The 19,062-nt window shown below is 41.5% G+C and carries 20 protein-coding genes; 11 read left to right on the top strand and 9 right to left on the bottom strand.

What is annotated here, in order from left to right:
* Positions 1-6: 6 nt before the first annotated feature.
* Positions 7-585, bottom strand: coding sequence for an NAD(P)H-binding protein (locus Q0R88_RS16205; RefSeq protein ID WP_295717983.1), 579 nt, complete (start codon positions 583-585; stop codon positions 7-9).
* A gap of 226 nt (positions 586-811) precedes the next feature.
* Positions 812-1,795 (bottom strand): aldo/keto reductase, encoded by a 984-nt coding sequence (locus Q0R88_RS16200; RefSeq protein WP_295717981.1) that lies wholly within the window; start codon positions 1,793-1,795, stop codon positions 812-814.
* 171 nt (positions 1,796-1,966) lie between these two features.
* On the opposite strand from Q0R88_RS16200, the gene Q0R88_RS16195 reads away from it, so the two are divergent.
* Entirely contained in the window at positions 1,967-2,863 is an 897-nt protein-coding gene (locus Q0R88_RS16195; RefSeq protein ID WP_295717979.1) for a helix-turn-helix domain-containing protein, read from the top strand.
* Between the two features lie 29 nt (positions 2,864-2,892).
* Here Q0R88_RS16195 and msrB read toward each other — a convergent pair whose 3' ends face one another.
* The 4 genes from msrB to Q0R88_RS16175 all read right to left on the bottom strand — a co-directional run bounded on the left by msrB (position 2,893) and on the right by Q0R88_RS16175 (position 5,826).
* A complete protein-coding gene (gene msrB, locus Q0R88_RS16190; RefSeq protein WP_295717977.1) occupies positions 2,893-3,414 on the bottom strand; it encodes a peptide-methionine (R)-S-oxide reductase MsrB in 522 nt (173 codons plus the stop codon).
* The gene (msrA, locus tag Q0R88_RS16185) at positions 3,411-4,031 is read right to left on the bottom strand and encodes a peptide-methionine (S)-S-oxide reductase MsrA (protein ID WP_295717975.1); all 621 of its coding nucleotides are present in this window, start codon (positions 4,029-4,031) and stop codon (positions 3,411-3,413) included. Before msrA ends, msrB begins: the two co-directional genes overlap by 4 nt.
* Before the next feature lie 149 nt (positions 4,032-4,180).
* Positions 4,181-5,149 carry a zinc-binding alcohol dehydrogenase family protein gene (locus Q0R88_RS16180; protein ID WP_295717971.1) on the bottom strand — a complete coding sequence of 323 codons (969 nt, stop codon included), beginning with the start codon at positions 5,147-5,149 and terminating at the stop codon, positions 4,181-4,183.
* A gap of 92 nt (positions 5,150-5,241) precedes the next feature.
* The gene (locus tag Q0R88_RS16175; RefSeq protein WP_295717969.1) at positions 5,242-5,826 is read right to left on the bottom strand and encodes a Crp/Fnr family transcriptional regulator; all 585 of its coding nucleotides are present in this window, start codon (positions 5,824-5,826) and stop codon (positions 5,242-5,244) included.
* Positions 5,827-6,124: 298 nt separating this feature from the next.
* Between Q0R88_RS16175 and Q0R88_RS16170 the strand changes: the two genes are divergently transcribed.
* The 4 genes from Q0R88_RS16170 (at position 6,125) to Q0R88_RS16155 (ending at position 11,034) form a co-directional block, all read left to right on the top strand.
* Positions 6,125-8,056, top strand: a complete 1,932-nt coding sequence (locus Q0R88_RS16170; protein WP_295717968.1) for a glycoside hydrolase family 127 protein — start codon at positions 6,125-6,127, stop codon at positions 8,054-8,056.
* Between the two features lie 601 nt (positions 8,057-8,657).
* The gene (locus Q0R88_RS16165; RefSeq protein WP_295717965.1) at positions 8,658-9,068 is read left to right on the top strand and encodes a cupin domain-containing protein; all 411 of its coding nucleotides are present in this window, start codon (positions 8,658-8,660) and stop codon (positions 9,066-9,068) included.
* A 117-nt stretch (positions 9,069-9,185) separates the two neighbouring features.
* Positions 9,186-10,250 (top strand): thioredoxin family protein, encoded by a 1,065-nt coding sequence (locus Q0R88_RS16160; protein WP_295717963.1) that lies wholly within the window; start codon positions 9,186-9,188, stop codon positions 10,248-10,250.
* A 91-nt stretch (positions 10,251-10,341) separates the two neighbouring features.
* Positions 10,342-11,034 (top strand): type 1 glutamine amidotransferase domain-containing protein, encoded by a 693-nt coding sequence (locus Q0R88_RS16155; protein ID WP_295717962.1) that lies wholly within the window; start codon positions 10,342-10,344, stop codon positions 11,032-11,034.
* Positions 11,035-11,186: 152 nt separating this feature from the next.
* Here the strand turns inward: Q0R88_RS16155 and rpiA are convergent, their stop codons facing one another.
* From rpiA to Q0R88_RS16140, 3 genes are all read right to left on the bottom strand, one after another.
* On the bottom strand, positions 11,187-11,879 hold the full coding sequence (gene rpiA / locus Q0R88_RS16150) for a ribose 5-phosphate isomerase A (RefSeq protein WP_295717960.1): 693 nt from the start codon (positions 11,877-11,879) through the stop codon (positions 11,187-11,189).
* 107 nt (positions 11,880-11,986) lie between these two features.
* Entirely contained in the window at positions 11,987-12,781 is a 795-nt protein-coding gene (locus Q0R88_RS16145) for an NIPSNAP family protein (RefSeq protein WP_295717958.1), read from the bottom strand.
* 152 nt (positions 12,782-12,933) lie between these two features.
* Positions 12,934-13,287, bottom strand: coding sequence for a helix-turn-helix domain-containing protein (locus Q0R88_RS16140; RefSeq protein WP_295717956.1), 354 nt, complete (start codon positions 13,285-13,287; stop codon positions 12,934-12,936).
* Positions 13,288-13,447: 160 nt separating this feature from the next.
* Here Q0R88_RS16140 and Q0R88_RS16135 point away from each other — a divergent pair, with 160 nt between their 5' ends.
* The 6 genes from Q0R88_RS16135 (at position 13,448) to Q0R88_RS16110 (ending at position 18,999) form a co-directional block, all read left to right on the top strand.
* Positions 13,448-14,443, top strand: coding sequence for an aldo/keto reductase (locus Q0R88_RS16135; RefSeq protein WP_295717954.1), 996 nt, complete (start codon positions 13,448-13,450; stop codon positions 14,441-14,443).
* A 280-nt stretch (positions 14,444-14,723) separates the two neighbouring features.
* Positions 14,724-15,170 (top strand): VOC family protein, encoded by a 447-nt coding sequence (locus Q0R88_RS16130; protein ID WP_295717952.1) that lies wholly within the window; start codon positions 14,724-14,726, stop codon positions 15,168-15,170.
* A 44-nt stretch (positions 15,171-15,214) separates the two neighbouring features.
* The gene (locus tag Q0R88_RS16125; protein WP_295717950.1) at positions 15,215-16,006 is read left to right on the top strand and encodes an NIPSNAP family protein; all 792 of its coding nucleotides are present in this window, start codon (positions 15,215-15,217) and stop codon (positions 16,004-16,006) included.
* Positions 16,007-16,121: 115 nt separating this feature from the next.
* A complete protein-coding gene (locus tag Q0R88_RS16120) occupies positions 16,122-17,387 on the top strand; it encodes a PQQ-dependent sugar dehydrogenase (protein WP_295717947.1) in 1,266 nt (421 codons plus the stop codon).
* Between the two features lie 3 nt (positions 17,388-17,390).
* Positions 17,391-17,831, top strand: a complete 441-nt coding sequence (locus Q0R88_RS16115; protein WP_295717944.1) for a cytochrome c — start codon at positions 17,391-17,393, stop codon at positions 17,829-17,831.
* Between the two features lie 124 nt (positions 17,832-17,955).
* A complete protein-coding gene (locus Q0R88_RS16110; protein ID WP_295717942.1) occupies positions 17,956-18,999 on the top strand; it encodes a DUF4097 family beta strand repeat-containing protein in 1,044 nt (347 codons plus the stop codon).
* The last annotated feature ends 63 nt before the right edge of the window (positions 19,000-19,062 follow it).

Here is a 19,062-nt window from a genome sequence, read left to right as displayed (position 1 = left end):
GAGGTGTTATTTAGTTGGTTTACTGATACCCAAATTTTCGTTCTTGTGCAACTCAGGATCCTTAAAAATAGTAGTAATAAATGCAGCAATACTCTTTCTGGAAATGGCTGCGCCGATTTCCGGCTCGCCTTTGTGTGTAAGTGAATAGTCCACTTCATTGGCATTTGTAAACCAGTCTGGCCTTAAAATGGTATAAACCAGGCCGGATTTTTCGATAGCATCTGCCAATTTTAGGTACGGGCCTAATACCGGTTTCAATGGGGTATCATAAATACCGATGGAACTGATTGCAATTATTCTTTTGACACCATTTTCCTGCATGGCCTTTACAATATTCTTTGTCATTACCTCAAGATCACCGGCAAGGTTTACATATATTAGGTCCTGACCTGAAACAGCATTTTTTACATCATTATAATCCGTTGCATCGCCCTGGATGATAGTGCAATTGTTGATGTTGCGTTTTGAAAGCCGGTTCTTATCCCTTGCAAATAGGGTGAGCGCGACGTTTTCCAACTGTTTCGCTGCCTCGACTACATATTGCGCAAGACTTCCGCTGGCTCCCATAATAAGTATTTTTTTCATTGTTGCCCCTCTTCGTATAAACGAGTGCTGTTAATTTTCAGACATAGAAAGCAGGCCTTTATCCAGTCTTGCTCCAAATAAACAACTGGTACATTTTTATTAGGTGAACCTTGTTTTTGGGTATTTACCTACTATTCCTTAGCGCAATTTGCTGATAAAACCATCAGTGTCAGAATCAAAAACTTAATTGCGATAATGTTTTCATAGGCTTGCGTTACAGGGCCGTTTAGTTCCCAACCCTCTTTTGCAGATGTTCGGGATACCTGGCGCCTTCAATTTCAATTTTAGATGCAGCCTCTTCAATTTGGGCAAGATCATTCGCCGTCAACTCAACCTCAACCGCGCCTAAGTTCTCTTCCAAACGATGCAATTTGGTTGTGCCGGGGATAGGGACTATCCATGGTTTTTGTGATAATAACCACGCTAAAGCAATTTGTGCCGGTGTTGCTTCCTTTTCCTGGGCGATGCTTGCTAAAAGATCGACCATAGCCTGATTTGCCTTTCTGGCTTCGGTTGAAAAGCGGGGTACAATATTGCGGAAATCGGTACTGTCGAATTTTGTATTTTCATTAATTGCCCCGGTAAGGAAACCTTTTCCAAGCGGGCTGAACGGCACAAAGCCTATTCCTAATTCTTCAAGAACAGGAATAATTTCTTTTTCAGGCTCTCTCCACCAAAGCGAATATTCACTTTGTAAGGCCGCCACCGGCTGTACAGCGTGTGCTTTGCGAATGCTTTGTACGCCAGCTTCAGACATCCCGAAGTGTTTGACTTTTCCTTCTTGTATTAAGTCCTTAACGGTGCCGGCAACATCTTCCATAGGCACGTTTGGATCTACGCGGTGCTGGTAAAACAAGTCGATACGGTCGGTTCTTAAGCGCTTAAGCGACGCTTCAGCAACTTCCCTGATACGTTTTGGACTACTGTCTAAACCTGCTTTAGCGTCGCCGCCGGCAAATCCAAACTTAGTGGCAATTACTAATCGGTCGCGAAATGGTTCCAGCGCCTCGCCCAATAATTCTTCATTGGCAAAAGGGCCATAAGCTTCTGCGGTATCAAAAAAAGTGACGCCCAGCTCAACTGCTGCACGCAGTAGTTTAATGGCATCCGTTTTATCTGCGGCGGGCCCATAGCCAAAGCTTAAACCCATGCAACCTAAGCCAAGTGTAGATACTTCCAGGTTGCTTTTACCTAATTTTCTATATTTCATTGATTAAAATTTATTATTGGTAAGTGATTAATAAATACAAATGTCGGGCGTAATTGTGACGCGTTAGTTATACCAATTACTGGATTACCTACCATTATTACTGATTGGGATATCACACCATGCAAACAGGTTATCAATGAATTATCTTTGAGTATGTTAAAGGATGAATAAATGGAAAATGTAACCCGCATAGATACGGTAGGGCAGTATAATGCACTTAATAATAATGAAACCCTGCACCCACTGGTCAATATTGTTGATCTCTCTAAGGCCGACAAAAGATTGAACCGCAGGATAAATTATGGTTTTTATACTGTGTTTCTGAAAGAGATCAAATGTGGCGACCTGCATTATGGTTGTAACTATTATGATTACGAGGAAGGCACTTTAGTATTTGTTGGACCGGGACAAGTTATCGGCATAGAAAACAATGGCGAACTTTACCAGCCAAAAGGCAAGGCTTTGGTTTTTCATGCTGATTTGCTCAGAGGCACGTCGCTTGGCCGCCATATTGCCGATTATAATTTCTTTTCCTATGAGGTGCATGAGGCGCTGCACTTATCTGAAAGTGAGCGGAAGATCATTTACGACTGTTATGAAAAGATCATGTATGAATTAAAACGAGGGATAGACAAGCACAGCAAAACATTGATTGTAAGTAATATTGAGCTTTTGCTGAATTATTGCGTGCGTTTCTACGACCGGCAGTTCATCACCCGCGAAAATGTCAACAAAGGTATTCTCCAAAGGTTCGAGGAATTATTGAATGACTATTTCACGTCAGATAAGCCAAAAGAACTTGGCCTTCCATCTGTTAATTACTGCGCTGATCAGTTAAATTTATCTGCCAATTATTTTGGCGATCTTATAAAAAAAGAAACAGGCAAATCAGCCCAGGAATACATACAATTGAAAACAATGGATGTAGCAAAGGAGAAGATATTCGATACCTCTAAGTCTGTAAGTGAGATCGCCTACGAGTTAGGCTTTAAATATCCTCAGCATTTCACGCGGTCTTTTAAGCAACACACCGGTGCTACACCCAATGAGTACCGGATGCTGAATTAAGCGAACAGTTTAGTGTAATGCCAAAGAGGTTATTTCCCTAAACCGTCCGGTTGAAAATCCAGCGAAACAGAATTCATGCAGAATCTTTTATGCGTAGGTGCCGGGCCGTCATTAAATATATGGCCCAGATGCGAATCGCACCTGGCGCAGATCACTTCGGTGCGTTGCATTCCGTATGATTCATCTTCTTTGTAGATCACGCTGTTTTTTCTCACCGGTTCATAAAAACTGGGCCAGCCACAATTACTGGCAAACTTGGCATCCGAACGGAATAACTGGTTACCGCATACCGCGCAATAGTAAGTCCCTTTGGCGTTCTTGTTCCAGTACTGCCCGGTAAAAGGCTGTTCTGTAGCCTGTTCTCTGGCTGTGGCGTATAAAGCCTTTGGCAAAATCTTCTTCCATTCCGCATCTGATACATCCAGATGTTTGGTATCGGTGTTGGAATAATAGGGGTTGTTTTCGTGGCCTTTTGTTGTTTTGATATTTTGTGCACTTGCCGTAACAAACAAACCTGCTACCAATGCAAATGCAATGATCAGTGATCTCATTTCTTTAGTTTGTCTTTAAATACTTTTTTAAACTTTTCCAGTTCGGGCTGGATCACATATTTACAATAAGGCTGGTCCCCATTTTGCGCAAAATAGTTTTGATGGTAATCCTCTGCCTTGTAAAAAACCTTATAGGGAGTAACCTCTGTAACAATTTTATTTTTATAAGCCTTTTCTGCATTTAACTTGCCGATGTAATAATCAGCTTTTTGTTTTTGGACCTGGTTATGATAAAAAATTGCGGACCGGTACTGGGTACCTACATCATTGCCCTGCATGTTCAGTTGGGTAGGGTCATGGGCTACAAAAAAGGCTTCAAGCAACTCATCAAATGAAATTACCGAAGGGTCAAAAATGATATTGCAGGCTTCAGCATGTCCTGTTTTACCGGTGCAAACTTGTTTGTAAGTTGGGTTAGCCACTGTTCCGCCAGAAAAGCCGGATATGACCATTTTTACGCCTTTTAATTGTTTAAACTTTGCTTCGGTACACCAAAAGCAGCCGGTAGCAAAGGTGGCCGTATCTAATCCCTTCTTTGGAGGCATTGACAAATGGTTTCCAAAGGCGGTTAATCCGGAGATAAATAATAGCGTGGTTAACAGAAATATTTTTTTCATCATGAATACTTACGTCGTAATTGGCTCAAAGGTATTTATTTGAGTCGATTATGATAAAAGCTTGACAAAGCCCTCCTTATTTTTAGATCGATGAGGCCGGGAAACCAAATTGCAGCCTTATAAGTTATATGCGGGTGTTTATAACAGGGTCAGGTTAATACAACAATTTTGCCACCGGCAGTGTTGCTGTCCATTAAACTGTGTGCCGCAGCGATTTCCTCTAACCGAAAAGTGCGGCCGATGCTTAGATTAACTTTGCCATCTTCCACGTCATTAATGAATTTTTGAAAACTATGTTGATCTACCCTGATCTGCCCACTGTCGTAAACGGTCAGGCAAACTGTTGCCGGGATATATTCCATTGGCGCAAATTCGTGAAAGGACCATTGCTCGGACAACATGCCTGTCATACAAACAATTCCACCAGGTGCGGCACAGGCCAGTGAATCTTTCAGGGTGGATGTACCAATCAGTTCCAATATTTTATTTACACCGGTGAAACTGATGGCATTTATTTTATCTGCGATATAGCCGTCATCGATCACAACATGATCTGCGCCGTTTTTGATGAGCATCTCCCTTTTATCCGGGTTTCTTGTTGTTGCAATTACGGTCATCCCACTGTTTTTGGTCAGTTGGATGGCCAGCATACCGATAGAGGAAGTGCCGCCCCTGATTAAAATGGTTTCGCCCTGCTGGATCTTTAATGCCAAATGGAGCGAGCCATATACAGTTTGAAACATTTCCGGCATAGCGCCTAACTGTTCCCAGGAAAGTATGCTTTCAAAGGAGCTGAGCAATGATTTGGGTATCAAAGTGTATTCAGCGTAGCTGCCGTCAAAATCTCTGCCCATGCCACCCATAAAAGCGGCTACCTGTTGTCCGGGCTTAAACTCTCCTGAGGGATCGTTCTCTACTTCACCCACACACTCTATACCCAATACACGCGGAAGGCTCACGCCGGGCGAAAGTCCTTTACGGGTCATTAGTTCTGAACGATTGAGTCCAAAAGCTTTTACCTTAACCAAAACCCAGCCATCTGTTGGCGTTGGTATGGCTCTTTCTTCTATTAAAAAATTTTCGGGGCCTCCCGCATGTTTCAAAATCGCTGCTTTCATTAATGATTTAATTTATGAAAGCAAAGGTCAGCTACAGCTTAATAGATTGCCTATAAGGTATCTTAAGAAATACCCTTAAGATACTTTAAGACTTATCCTTTGTATGCGATGTTTTTACGGATGGTACTTAGAAATTCGGGGGTAATGCCGAGGTAAGAAGCAATCTGCGTATTAGGGAGCCGGGCAGCCAGCTTAGGGTATTGCTTTAGAAAGTATTCATAACGATCTTCGGCCGAAAAGCTGATATTTTGGAGCACCCTGTTTTGTAATTCGATGTATTTTTGCTCTATGATCACCCTGAAATTATGGTCGAATTTGTGGTAGGTCGTATATAGATGTAATACATCATCATGCCTGATTTGCAACACTGCGGTTGGTTCTACGGCTTCTATATAAAGTTGACTTGGCTTTTCCGAATAAAAGCTGCTCAGATCGGTAGCCCAGTCATTTTCAGCAATAAATTGTATGTTATGTTCTTTGCCATTGATATCAACAGCATACATTTTAAGGCAACCGGATACAACAAATGTAAAGTGACGGCAAACATCCCCGTGCTGCAATACAAATTGCCGCCGTTTAATACTTCTTTCAATAAAAAGCGCATTCAGCTCATCTCGTTCCTGAGCGTTGAGCGGAAAATAATTATCAAAATGTTGGCTTAGTTTCTCTATCGACACGTTTGCTTTTTTTATGCACAGAGTTCGAATTTAAACAAATTACTGCTATTGTACATTAAACTATTAATCCAAATCACCTATAAAAGAGATCGGAATTGTTTCTCCTGCAGGACAAAAGCGTAGTGCTGACCCTGGAGGAATTAACCCTTTTAATGGCAGATTTTATTGGGTTTAAAACATTTACCATTCTGCCAGGCGATTAAGAATTATAAGTGTTATAATAACAATAATTATTAAACTTTGTTAACTTTGGTACTGGCTAACCAATCCGTAATTCCCATTACTTAAATACTTTAGTATGATAACCAGGAAAATGACCCGCTTTCTTTTAATAGTTGTGTGTTTTGCTCAACCAATATTGGCATCTGCACAATCTTCTCTCCATGCATTCAAACTGCAGCAGGTTGCTTTATTGCCCGGAGTTTTTAAGGATGCGCAACAAACGGATAAAACTTACATGCTGGCTTTAGATCCCGACCGTTTATTGGCTCCATACCTTACAGAAGCTGGTTTAACACCCAAAAAGAAAAACTATGGTAACTGGGAAAACACGGGGTTAGATGGTCACATTGGCGGCCATTATTTATCGGCGCTGTCCAATATGTATGCTGCTACCAATGATGCGGAGATAAACAGGCGATTGGATTATATGCTGTTGGAATTAAAACGCTGCCAGGATAAAATAGGAAGCGGCTACCTGGGAGGTACGCCCGGAGGGACAGCGATGTGGAAGGATATCGCCGCCGGTAAAATTGAGGCCGATACCTTTGCGCTAAATAAAAAATGGGTTCCGCTTTATAATATTCATAAGCTTTTTGCAGGCTTACGGGATGCCTATTTAATTGCTGGAAAGCCCATGGCAAAGGAAATACTGGTGCGACTGACAGATTACATTGCCGGCGTTGCCAGTGGCTTAACTGATGAACAGATACAAACCATGCTGATTTCAGAACATGGGGGATTAAACGAGGTTTTTGCCGATGTATCCGTTATTACCGGCCAGGATAAGTATTTAATACTGGCCCGGAGGTTTTCTCATAAGGAGATTTTAAACCCCTTGATATTGGGCGAGGATCGATTGAATAACTTACATGCTAATATGCAGATACCCAAAGCGGTGGGCTTTCAAAGAATAGCAGAAGTTGGCGGTGATAAGGATTATGGGAAAGCAGCGCAGTTTTTTTGGGAAACGGTGGTCAATAACCGTACTGTAGTTATTGGAGGCAACAGCGTGAATGAGCATTTTAATCCAACCGGCAATTTCACCAAAATGATCACCGATGTTGCAGGCCCTGAAACCTGTAATTCTTATAATATGCTGAAATTGACCCGGCACCTGTTTGAAAATGCGGGAGAGGTAAAATATATGGATTATTATGAGCGGGTATTATATAATCATATTCTATCAAGTCAGCACCCTACACACGGGGGCTTTGTTTATTATACGTCAATGCGACCCCAGCATTACCGTGTTTACTCGCAGCCGCAGGAAACCATGTGGTGTTGTGTAGGCTCGGGCATGGAAAATCATGGTAAATATGGCGAGCTAATTTACAGCTATCAGCAAAAAAATGTTTATGTGAACCTATTTATTGCATCGCGGCTTAACTGGGCAGCACAGGGATTGGTTCTTTCTCAAACAACGAAGTTCCCGGATAATGAAACTACCCGCCTTTTGATTGAGTCCGTAAAACCCGGCTCTTTTAGTATTAAAGTTCGTTACCCTAACTGGGTAGCCGCGGGTAAGCTACAGATAAAAATAAACGGAGCTCGCGTAAATGTTGATGCCCGGGCTGGATCATATATAAACCTAACCCGAGTGTGGAAAAAAGGCGATGTAATTGACGTACGCCTGCCAATGGGTTTAAGTACAGAAAAATTGCCAGATAGCTCCAACTATGTTGCCTTTTTGCATGGCCCGATTGTATTAGCCGCAAAGACCGATACTGCCAACCTGGATAATTTAATTGCCGATGCGGATCAGTTTGGCGGTTACCGTGCCCGGGGTAAAATGTATCCCCTTGATTCGGCGCCTGTGTTAACCAGCAACACATCTGATTTGACAAAGTATCTAAAACCGGTAAAAGGAAAGGGTCAAACATTTACGGCTGCAGAATTGATCAGTCCGGCAAAGTTTAAAAACCTTGAACTTATTCCGTTTTACAAATTACACGATGCCCGCTACATGATCTATTGGCACAAAGGCCCGGTAACTAATGTAGTTAATTGATAATCTTATTTGTCTTAACATGTGTTAATCAAATAAAGGAATCATTCGTCATGTGAACCCATCAGATGATGGAAATACATAGCGCTTTACCAGGAGATCTTTTATGAAAATTTAAGGTGTTTTGTTATCTGATTGTGGCACTTAGGTCGTGTTTTTTTGTCTGCTAAACCCAAACTTTATAATCGTTGCTCAGGGTTATCAAATTACGCCGTTTAATTGTTTTTTTTTATCGAAATAATGAGGGCCGATTTTCCTAATTTTATGATCTCTAATATTTTAGACGTTTCTTTAAACTGTAAGGACCAATTATATAGCCATTTATAAATGGTCCGCCAAAAATAAAAATGATTCAATTGATCTTATTGAGTCATGCGTCTGATTAAATGTAATGGAGACGACGTATCCCCTTAAATAACGCCGCCGTACCTGGTATTGTAATTTAAAAACGCAAAGAGATGAAAACTCAAAATGGTTTGAGCTCGGGCTGGATTACTACCAATCTTAAATGTCACACGTTAAGGCGTTCCGTAATGCTACGCAGAGGCCCGTTAGCGGGGATATATTTTACTTTCCAACATAAACCCATAAAAACATTAGAAAAATGAAAAACAAAAAAAACTTCTTCGCCAGTGCTATTGCAATTGTTGGACTGGCAGTGTTTATCATCCATGGTTCGGCCCTTGCACAACAGTCGGGAATTAAGCGCACCGAGCTCCAGCGCCACGATCTCGGCACCCCCGGGCACGAGGCGGTCCAGGTACGCATTGACTTCGACCCCGGAGCTGCGTTTGGTAAACACACACATCCGGGCGAAGAGATCATCTATGTACTTGAAGGCTCGTTGCAGTATCAGGTGGAGGGCAAGCCGCCAGTAACGCTCAAGGCCGGCGGAGTTTTATTTATCCCGGCTGGAGTGATCCATGCGGCAAAGAACGTTGGCACAGGTAAGGCGAAAGAGCTTGGTACCTATGTAGTGGAAAAAGGAAAGCCACTTGTTACGCTGGTCAAATGATCGCCTGGTGAGGTGATTTTATCATTGCCGGGGCATGGTCATTGGGTTCATGAATCAAAAAACATACAGGGAGCATTCAACTCCTTTGAAACTAACTATTCACAAATCCCTAAAAAAATGTCTAAACAATTCACTTATATGCGAACTATGTTTTTGACTGCCGCCACGATATTTTTTGCGGCGATTTTCGTGGCTACGGCGCAGGTACATAAAGGGTCCGCAAAAAAAATGGAGCCATCGCTCGGTGGCGCAACGGGCTGGCTCAACACCCAGCCTTTAACGCTGGCAAATCTCCGCGGCAAAGTCGTTCTTATTGATTTCTGGACGTACACCTGCATTAATTGGCGACGCACACTTCCCTATATCCGCGAATGGGCATCAAAGTACAAAGATCAGGGGCTGGTTGTTATTGGGGTTCATACGCCGGAGTTTCCATTTGAAAAAAGATTGGAGAATATAAGCCGGTCCATTAAGGAAATGAATATAGCTTATCCTGTAGCGGTAGATAGCAATTTTGAAATTTGGAATTCTTTCCAAAATGAGTATTGGCCGGCGCTGTATCTGATTGATGCGAAGGGGCGGATCCGGTATCAAAAATTTGGTGAGGGTGATTATCATGAATCTGAATTGCAAATTCAGCACCTATTAAAAGAAGTTTCTGGTAAAACTGTTTCTAACAAAATAGTGGCACTTCAACCTCAGAGATTTGAAGCCGCCGCCGACTGGCGTAATCTTGAATCGGCCGAAAATTATGTCGGCTATAATCGTACGCATGGTTTTGCATCCCCCGTGGAGTTGGATACAGATAAGCAGGTACTTTATTTTGCACCAAAACAGCTGAAACTTAATCAATGGGGGCTTTCGGGAGAGTGGAGCATGAAAAAAGAGAGTCTTTTCTTACACAAAGCACGCGGCAAGATCATTTATAGTTTTCATGCCCGCGACCTTCACTTAATTATGGGGCCGGCAATGCCAGGAACTGCTATAAAATTTCGTGTGCTCATTGATGGGAATCCTCCCGGTTCCGCGCATGGATTGGATGTTGACAGCAGTGGTAATGGAACCGTAACTGAGCAGCGTATGTACCAGTTGATTCGTCAGCAGGGACCTATTATTGACCGGGAATTTCAAATTGAATTTTTAGATCCAGAGGTGGAAGTCTATGATTTCACATTCGGCTAAATCGGCCAAGTATGGGAGTGCAATCTTTACAACAGGTATGCGGGCTACTAAAATTTAATAAATAACATATTAAACTATCAATGTAACAATTATGAAAATCGACAAAATTCTATTCGTCGTCACTTCTCATGATGAGTTGGGCAACACCGGCAAAAAAACAGGTCTGTGGATTGAGGAATTTGCAGCACCTTATTACAAGTTTCATGACCTTGGAAAGAAAATTGTTATTGCATCGCCTAAAGGGGGGCAGGCCCCGATTGATCCCAAGAGCGATCTTCCTGAAAATAAGACGGCAGCCACAAGAAGATATTATAGCGATAAGGAGACACAGGACAAGCTAAGCAATACCGTATTATTGAGTACTGTTTCTGCAAGTGACTTTGATGCAATTTTCTATCCGGGAGGACATGGCCCGATGTGGGATCTTCCTGATGATAAGGCCTCCATAAAACTCATTGAATCTTTTTATAATAGCGGCAAACCCGTTACACTGGTTTGCCATGCACCGGTAGCTTTAAAAAATGTAAAGACTCCTGATGGCGAATGGCTCATCAAGGGGAAAAGAGTGTCTGCATTTACCAATACCGAAGAAGAGGCCGTCCAGCTGACAAAGGTGGTACCTTTTCTTCTGGAAGACATGCTGAAAGAGAGAGGTGCCAATTTTCAAAAAGGAGAGGACTGGTTGCCTTTTGTAACCCGCGAAGGTTTACTCATAACAGGGCAAAATCCTGCCTCATCTATTTTGGCAGCCGATACCTTACTTGATTATTCCGAAAGGTTATAAGAAAGAATGATGATATGAGAGGAGGCTAACAAATATCTGAGTAGTGACAGTGATTGATGTAGTGCAATGCCTCCGCTCATTAACAAGCTCAATGCAGGTGGGTTTTACTATTTATTTAAAGCCTCCATCAAAAAGTGGAGGCTTTAAATGGATTATAAATAAACCGGCGTTATGATGCTTACGCCAAGTTTTCCTGCAATTATAGATTTGGTTGCCATTCTATAAAACAGGGAATGATCAACAATTCCGGGGATTAACTTTAGTTGGATGTTCAATTTTTGGGGCTCCATAATAATGGCAAAATGCACATCTGCAAGTAAATTGCCATTTTCTGAGATAACTGCCCCATCCTTTTGAGTACTCATACGCAGTTTTACTTCAACGCCGGGGTATGATAATTTTAATTGATGAAGTACAACCTGTAAAGCCTGGGGTAATATTTCAATTACAACGGGGTAAGTATTATCAAGTTTATCGGCAAACTTTCCCTCATCGCCCATTAAAATAAATTCATCGGCCATTGAAGCCAGTACTTTTTCGGTGGTATGGATCCCCCCTCCGCTTTTTAAAGCATTAAGTTCGGTATCAAACTGGTCACATCCATCAAAATAAATATCTACATGCTTTAACAATGCTGGCGATTGTACCCTTAATTTATTTTCCAACAATAAGTTTGTTGTTTTAAAGGAGGATGACGTAAAAATGAGGGAGTCGGCCAGGTCTTTATCCTGGCATATCAAAGCTACTAAGTGCGAAACAGTAGTGCCGGCTCCCAGGCCAATCGTTTGTCCGGCTTGTATAAATTCCATCGCTGCTTTTGCAGCCTCTACTTTGTAATCGGTCATGTTTTAATATATGGCTTGTGAAATTAAACAAGCGCTTGCAATTTTTAAATAATGTAAGTTTTAAAACTATCAATAATGATCGGGTAAAATCAATTGTTGATAATGGTTTAAAAGTCTGAGTAAGTAGCCGGACGAAGAAAAATAATATCAGCATGCGAAACATTGTGCTGGTATTCTGCTTTTTTCACCAGGGCTTTCCATAATGGATCATTATTAAATGCATCCCAGTGCTCATCCCTATCTTCTTTACTGTTAAAGGTGGTCATATACATGAGGTTGGGCATGTGGCTGCCAGCAATAACCTCGGCATAAAAAACAGCATTAAATCCCAGGTTTTTAAAAATGCTGATCTCGTCGCCATTGTTAAACATCTTTACCTTATTAACATTGTATTTCTCGGTAGGGCTTTCATAACTGCGCAATTCATAAACCCGCTCGTTTTTACTGGCTGTAAGTTGGGGCACTGCAGTGCCGGGCATTCCCGGGAAAGCTTCCAAAACTATAGTTTCTATCCGGGTGTAGGGGATATCCTTATAATCCGCGTTAATATAATCTGAGCCATCTGCTAAAAATTTAGCATCTGCTTGTAATTCACGCTCGTTAGCTGAAAGTTTTTCCAGGGAGGTAAAAGGAGTAAAAACATAGATTAGTCTGCTCGTATCCTGCTGCGTAACGGGTTTAAATACGCCAACTGCTTTTACACCTGCCCTGTGCAATGCCGGCATAAGGGCGTTTTGTAAATAATGCTCAATTTTTTCTTCCTGCAACTGTGTTTTATAATGATATATTTTTATTTGGTAATAATTCCTGGTGGGAGACTTTGCAAATGCCGCAGCAGATGCAAAAAGCGAGAGTACAGATAAACAGGAACACAAAGCAAATCGGAACGATTGAAATTTCATAATCAAATTTTTTAGGCAATTAAACGGTTAATAATTATTAAACACTACGTCTGTAATAAGAGATGTATGCCGGTAAAAGTAAGTTTATTGAATAAAGGAACAAAAAGCAGCGCAGCTAACAAATCAATTAGCTGTTTTGCGGGAGGGGATTGTTAAAAGTGCATTTTAGTTTCCGAAAACTGGCATAAGCCTTCCAGCAATGAACTGAGCTCTGCTCCTTTAGGCGTAAGGGTATACTCGGTTCTTGGAGGATTTGCCGGAATATAGCTTTTATGTATAAGCTCATGTTGTTCCAAAAACTTTAACCTATCGGCAAGAATATGATCGCTGATGTGCTCTAAATCTTCCTTTAAAGTGGTAAAACGCGAGTTGCCCTCCTCTACACTGAAAAGCACCTCGGTCATCCATCTTTTGCTTAATAAATAGATAAGTTCATTTAAGGCACATTTCTCTTCCAGGAATGATTGATTATGAAAATTGGTTGAACTAAGTTTTCTTCCGGTCATGCTAACTTATTAATGAGGTACTAATTACTTGATAAGATATTGAAATAAAAAATCATTTATTGTTCCTTTGAGGCTCTTGAAACATAATACCTTATGTACGGGAATGTAAATGGTTTATTGTACGCAATAAACAAAAAAGGAATTTAATTAAAGAACAACTATGAAATACCGCAAATTAGAAAACACAGACCTATGGCTTTCTGAAGTAACTTTTGGCGCATGGGCGGCCGGGGGATGGATGTGGGGAGGTACCGAACGTCAAGAAGCCATTGATGCCATCAGGGCTTCTTATGCGCTTGGTGTTACATCTATTGATACTGCGCCTATTTATGGCCAGGGTGTAAGCGAAGATATCGTTGGCGAGGCGATAAAAGGTTTACCGCGCGATAAGTTCCAGCTATTAACAAAGTATGGCATGCGCTGGGACCTTAAAAGGGGCGATTTTGCTTTTAGCAGTAAAATGAATAATGGAGATGATATTGACATTTATAAATATGCCGGAAAAGAAAGCATCATTAAAGAATGTGAAGACAGCTTAAAAAGATTAGGTACCGATTACATAGATCTGTACCAGATACACTGGCCGGATACAACCACGCCTATTGCTGAAAGTATGGAAGCGGTTGAGCGGTTAATTGAACAGGGAAAAGTGCGTTATGCCGGGGTTTGCAATTATAATGCCGCCCAAATGGCCGAAGCTGAAAAATACGTTACCCTGGCATCTAACCAGGTTCCATATAGCATGGTAAAACGTGGTATTGAAGATGAGCTGGTGCCCTACTGCCTTCGCAATCAAAAATCTATTTTAGCTTATAGTCCGTTAGAGCGCGGCTTGCTTACCGGCAAAATAAAACCCGGATATCAGTTTGCCAGCGGAGATCACCGTAAAGATGTATCTTTTTTTAAGGATGAAAATATAAAAAGGACTGATGATTTCCTGAACATGATAAAGCCAATTGCTGCAGAAAGGCAAATTAAACTTAGCCAACTGGTTATTTTATGGACCTTACAACAGCCCGGAATTACCATTGCCCTGGTAGGGGCCAGAAATAGTGAGCAGGCTATTGAAAATGCCCGCGCCCTGGATATCGAACTAACAGAGGACGAACTGGCCATAATTTCCGGATATCTTAACCAACTGGAGCTGGTATCTTAACGATATAACTTAACAACTTAATTACCTATGAATGCAGGGATGCTGGTGTAAAATCCAGCGTCTCTTTTTTTACAGATTTACCAGTGCCATTTTGAAATGCTTTTTAGGCAGCTAATTTATTTATTAGTTAACCTCGTTTTTTTTCTGATAAAGAATTTGCCTAAGTTTACTTTATGTACTAAATGTTTAATAGAATGTTAAACAGGCGGAGCCATAATGTTTAACACCCGTTTAAAAATGGTCCACAATTCAGTTCCATATCTATAACAAGTCAATAATCATGATAAAGAGAATAACTTTTTTAACGCTATTATTAATAGCAGGTGTAAATGTATTTGGCCAAACCGGGCCGCGGGCAAATCACGTTGCTCTTTATGTAAAGGATTTAAGTAAAAGTGAGGTGTTTTACAGGGACGTTATGCAACTTAAAGTAATACCCGAACCTTTTCATGATGGTAAACATGTATGGTTCAGAACAGGCGAGCATAGCCAGTTACACATTATACAAGGAGCCACTACCGTTACCGATCATGATATAAATAGTCATTTTGCATACGCTGTAACTAATATTCCAGGCTTTGCAAAGCACCTCGATCAAATGAAAATCAAGTATGGGAATTGGAAAGGCGATTCACAATCTCCGCAAATAAGGCCCGACGGTATAAAGCAGATCTACCTGCAGGATCCTGATAATTATTGGATAGAAGTTAATGATGATAAATTTTAATTGTTTAGCTTGTGTCGATTTCAACCTGATAAACAATTAAATTTATGAAAAGACGCTCATTTTTAGCAACAACTATAATTACAACTTCTGGTGCCATGCTCCCATCAATTGCCATGTCGGCCGACAGCTTAAAGAAAAACAGTTCGGAGTTTTATGAACTAAGGACCTATAATTTGAGCAGCGAACGACAGCAGAAACTGGTAGAAGACTATTTTGAAAAAGCCGCAATTCCGGCATTGAACAGGATTGGTGTAACCAATATTGGTGTTTTTAAAGAGCTTAAACCCGCAGGGCAAACCAAAATATATGCACTTATTCCGTACAGTTCAATAGACGCCTTTATCACAATAAATCAAAAATTTGAAACTGATAAAGCGTACAAGGATGCAGGCGCTGCTTATTTAAATGCGCCGGCTACCGAGCCTGCTTATGACAGGATAGAAAGCTCGCTGTTAACGGCATTTGCCCACATGCCTAAAATGAATGTGCCTGCAAAAAAAGATCGCCTGTTTGAACTGCGCCGTTATGAACATGCAACAGAAAGCGCCGGAAAAAAAAAGCTGGAAATGTTTAATGACGCCGGGGAGATAGATATTTTTAAACGCCTGGGTTTTAACCCGGTATTTTTTGGCGAAACTATCATTGGTGATCACAGGCCCAACCTTATTTACATGGTTACGTTTGATGATATGGCAGCTCATGACCGTAACTGGAAAGCTTTTGGCGGCGATGCTGAATGGAAAAAAATCAGTTCGATACCTGATTATGCAGATGCAAAGCTGGTATCACATATTACATCTACATTTTTAAGTCCTTTAAATTGCTCACAAATTTGAGTGTTTCATTGTGGCTTTAAATTGCGTTGTATTACACTAATTGATTTATTAGTTAATGCATGCTTTTTACTGATGAAGCTAAAAGTTATTTTTACCCTTGAAAATTCAACCTGTCATGAAAAGAAAAACAACTATCGCCTTTTGCCTTAGCGTTATTGTAGCGGTGGGGCTGCAGTCGTTCAAAATTGAAAAAAAAGGCACCATAAAACATAAAGGTGATTTAGTAAATGCGGGTTTAACACTTCCGGATAACTTTAGCGCCAATATCATTGCCGATAATTTGGGCAGCGCAAGGCATCTTGTTGTAACTCCACAAGGGGATATTTATGTACATCTTGATAGACCCAAAGATGGGAAGGGTATAGTTGTGCTACACGATAATGGTGATAAGGCTGCTATAAAAACAAGCTTCGGCGCGTTTGGCGGAACCGGCATTCGTATTAAGAACGGGTATTTATATGCATCGTCTGATAGGGATGTTTACCGTTTTAAACTAAACAGTAACAACGAGGTTATAGATCCCGAACATCCCGAAAAAGTAGTTGGTAACCTGGTTACCAAAAGAGGGCACAGGCCCAAGGCGATTGCATTGGATGATAATGGAAATTTATATGTGAACATAGGTGCATATTCAAACATTTGCAGTGAGTTTGACCCGGAGAAAAAGGGCTGCCCCATTTTAGATTCGGCCGGAGGGATCTGGAGGTTTAAAACCGACAAATTAAACCAAAAACAAAGTGACGGGGTGCGTTTCGCGACCGGCTTACGTAATGTTGTAGGGCTGGACTGGAACCAGGAAGACAATCAGCTTTTTGTAATGCAACACGGCCGAGATGCCTTGCATGATCTTTTCCCTAAATATTATACCGTTCAACAATCGGCTCTTTTACCTGCCGAATGTATGTATGCGCTAAAAGAAGGGGATAATGCCGGATGGCCATACCTTTATTATGACGATGTAAAGCATAAAAAAATGATGGGCCCTGAGTACGGCGGCGATGGCGAAAAAGAGGCGGATGCTAAATACATAGATCCCGTAGCAGCTTACCCTGGCCATCTTGCGCCTGATGGATTGTTGTTTTATACAGGCAACCAGTTTCCAGAAAAATATAAAAATGGCGCTTTTATCGCATTCCATGGCTCATGGAACAGGGCGCCAGAACCTCAGGCTGGATATTTTGTTGTTTTTCAGCCATTTAAAAATGGTAAGCCCGATGGTAAATGGGAAGTTTTTGCTGATGGTTTTGCAGGTACACCTGAACAGGCAGCAGCCGGCAGAGCAGAACACCGCCCATGCGGCCTGGCTCAAGGCGCCGACGGATCATTATATGTAAGCGATGATTCAAAAGGAACAATTTATAAAATCACCTATAAAAAATAATTAATGAAGATCAAAGTAGTTGGCATATTATTGGCATTAATACCCCTATCCATAAACTGTTCGCTGGCACAGGTAAAAAAAGCACAGCATCGCCCGGTTTCGGGAACATCTGTTTTGCGCGGTAAAATTGTTTATACAAGTGTTTGCCTGCCCTGCCACATGGCCGACGGTGGCGGGGTGCAAAACTTAAATCCGCCCTTGGTTAAAACATCCTACGTACTTGGGGATAAAACAACCTTGATAAAAATTGTATTGAACGGGTTTAATGAAGATGTGGAAATAAACGGGAACACCTATTCAAATGCGATGACGCCTCATGATGATTTAAAAGATCAACAGATTGCCGATGTGCTTACTTATGTAAGGAGCAGTTTTGGTAATAAGGCGAGCGCTGTAAAGGCGACCGAAGTAGCAAAAGTACGGGCCACAAATAAAAAGGCATAAGGAATAAGGATACCCGGATTTGAACTAAGAAGCTTTCTGTCCGGTTATATCACAAATAAAATTGGATTTCCCTGCAACGAATTGGATTATGTATATGTCTTATATACAAACCAATTCAATGCATATGAAAAAGTATCTTTTATTATTTTTCCTTGCCGGCCAAACTGTTGCTGCTTTAGCACAGGATAGTGAAGGCAAAACACCATATCTTACCAAATCATTGGCAAATGATGCCATAAATAGTGTAGTTGTAAACACATCTGCAGGTGGTATATCTGTAAGCGGCAAAAGCGGTGAAACGCCGCGAGTAGAGGTTTACATCAGGGGGAATAACGGGCGTGAGCTTTCAAAGGAAGAGGTTAAAAAACGCTTGGATGAAGATTATGATCTGAGTATTGCTGTTACCGGCCATGAGGTACGGGCTATCGCGAAAAACAAACACGAAAATTTTAACTGGAAGCGGTCGATCAGCATTTCCTTTAAAATATATGTGCCGGCACAAACAGCTACAGATCTGAAAACCAGCGGCGGCGGTATTATGTTAGATAATTTGAAGGGGAATGAAAAGTTTACTACCAGTGGTGGCGGTTTACAAGTTGATAAGCTTTTCGGCACCATTCGCGGTAATACATCGGGTGGAGGCATAATGGTATCCAACTCTGGCGATGACATCAACCTGCAAACCAGCGGTGGCGGCATTATTGCAAAAAACTGTACCGGCAAAATAAAACTTGAAACCAGCGGTGGCGGATTACGCCTCGAAAATTTAAAAGGAACCATTAATGCGCAAACCAGCGGCGGCGGGGTTGAAGGCAATAATATAGAAGGCGAATTGATCACCAGTACATCTGGCGGAGGTATTGATCTTAAACAGATGAATTGTAGCCTGAGTGCATCCACAAGCGCGGGTAGCCTGCGCGCGCAAATTAACAAGGTAGGTAAATACTTGAAGCTGGATGTAAGCTCGGGCAATATCGATCTGGAGTTGCCGCTTAAACAAGGGCTTGATCTGGATATCCGGGCTGATGCCATCAACCAGCATCCCTCAAAAATAAGTGGCTTTAGTGGGCAATGGGATAAAGATCATATAAAGGGAAGCGTAAATGGCGGTGGCATACCCGTAAGCGCAGACGCCTCCAGTGGAAGCATTAATTTGAGATTTAATTAAGCCAACAAATTAAAATAACAGAAATGGAAGCCTGGGTCAAATGATCTGGGCTTCCTTTTTTTG

The sequence above is a fragment of the Mucilaginibacter sp. genome (assembly GCF_025362475.1).
Classification (GTDB): domain Bacteria; phylum Bacteroidota; class Bacteroidia; order Sphingobacteriales; family Sphingobacteriaceae; genus Mucilaginibacter.
Note: the sequence above shows the minus strand (reverse complement) of the source record. Positions and strands in the feature narration are given on the sequence as shown.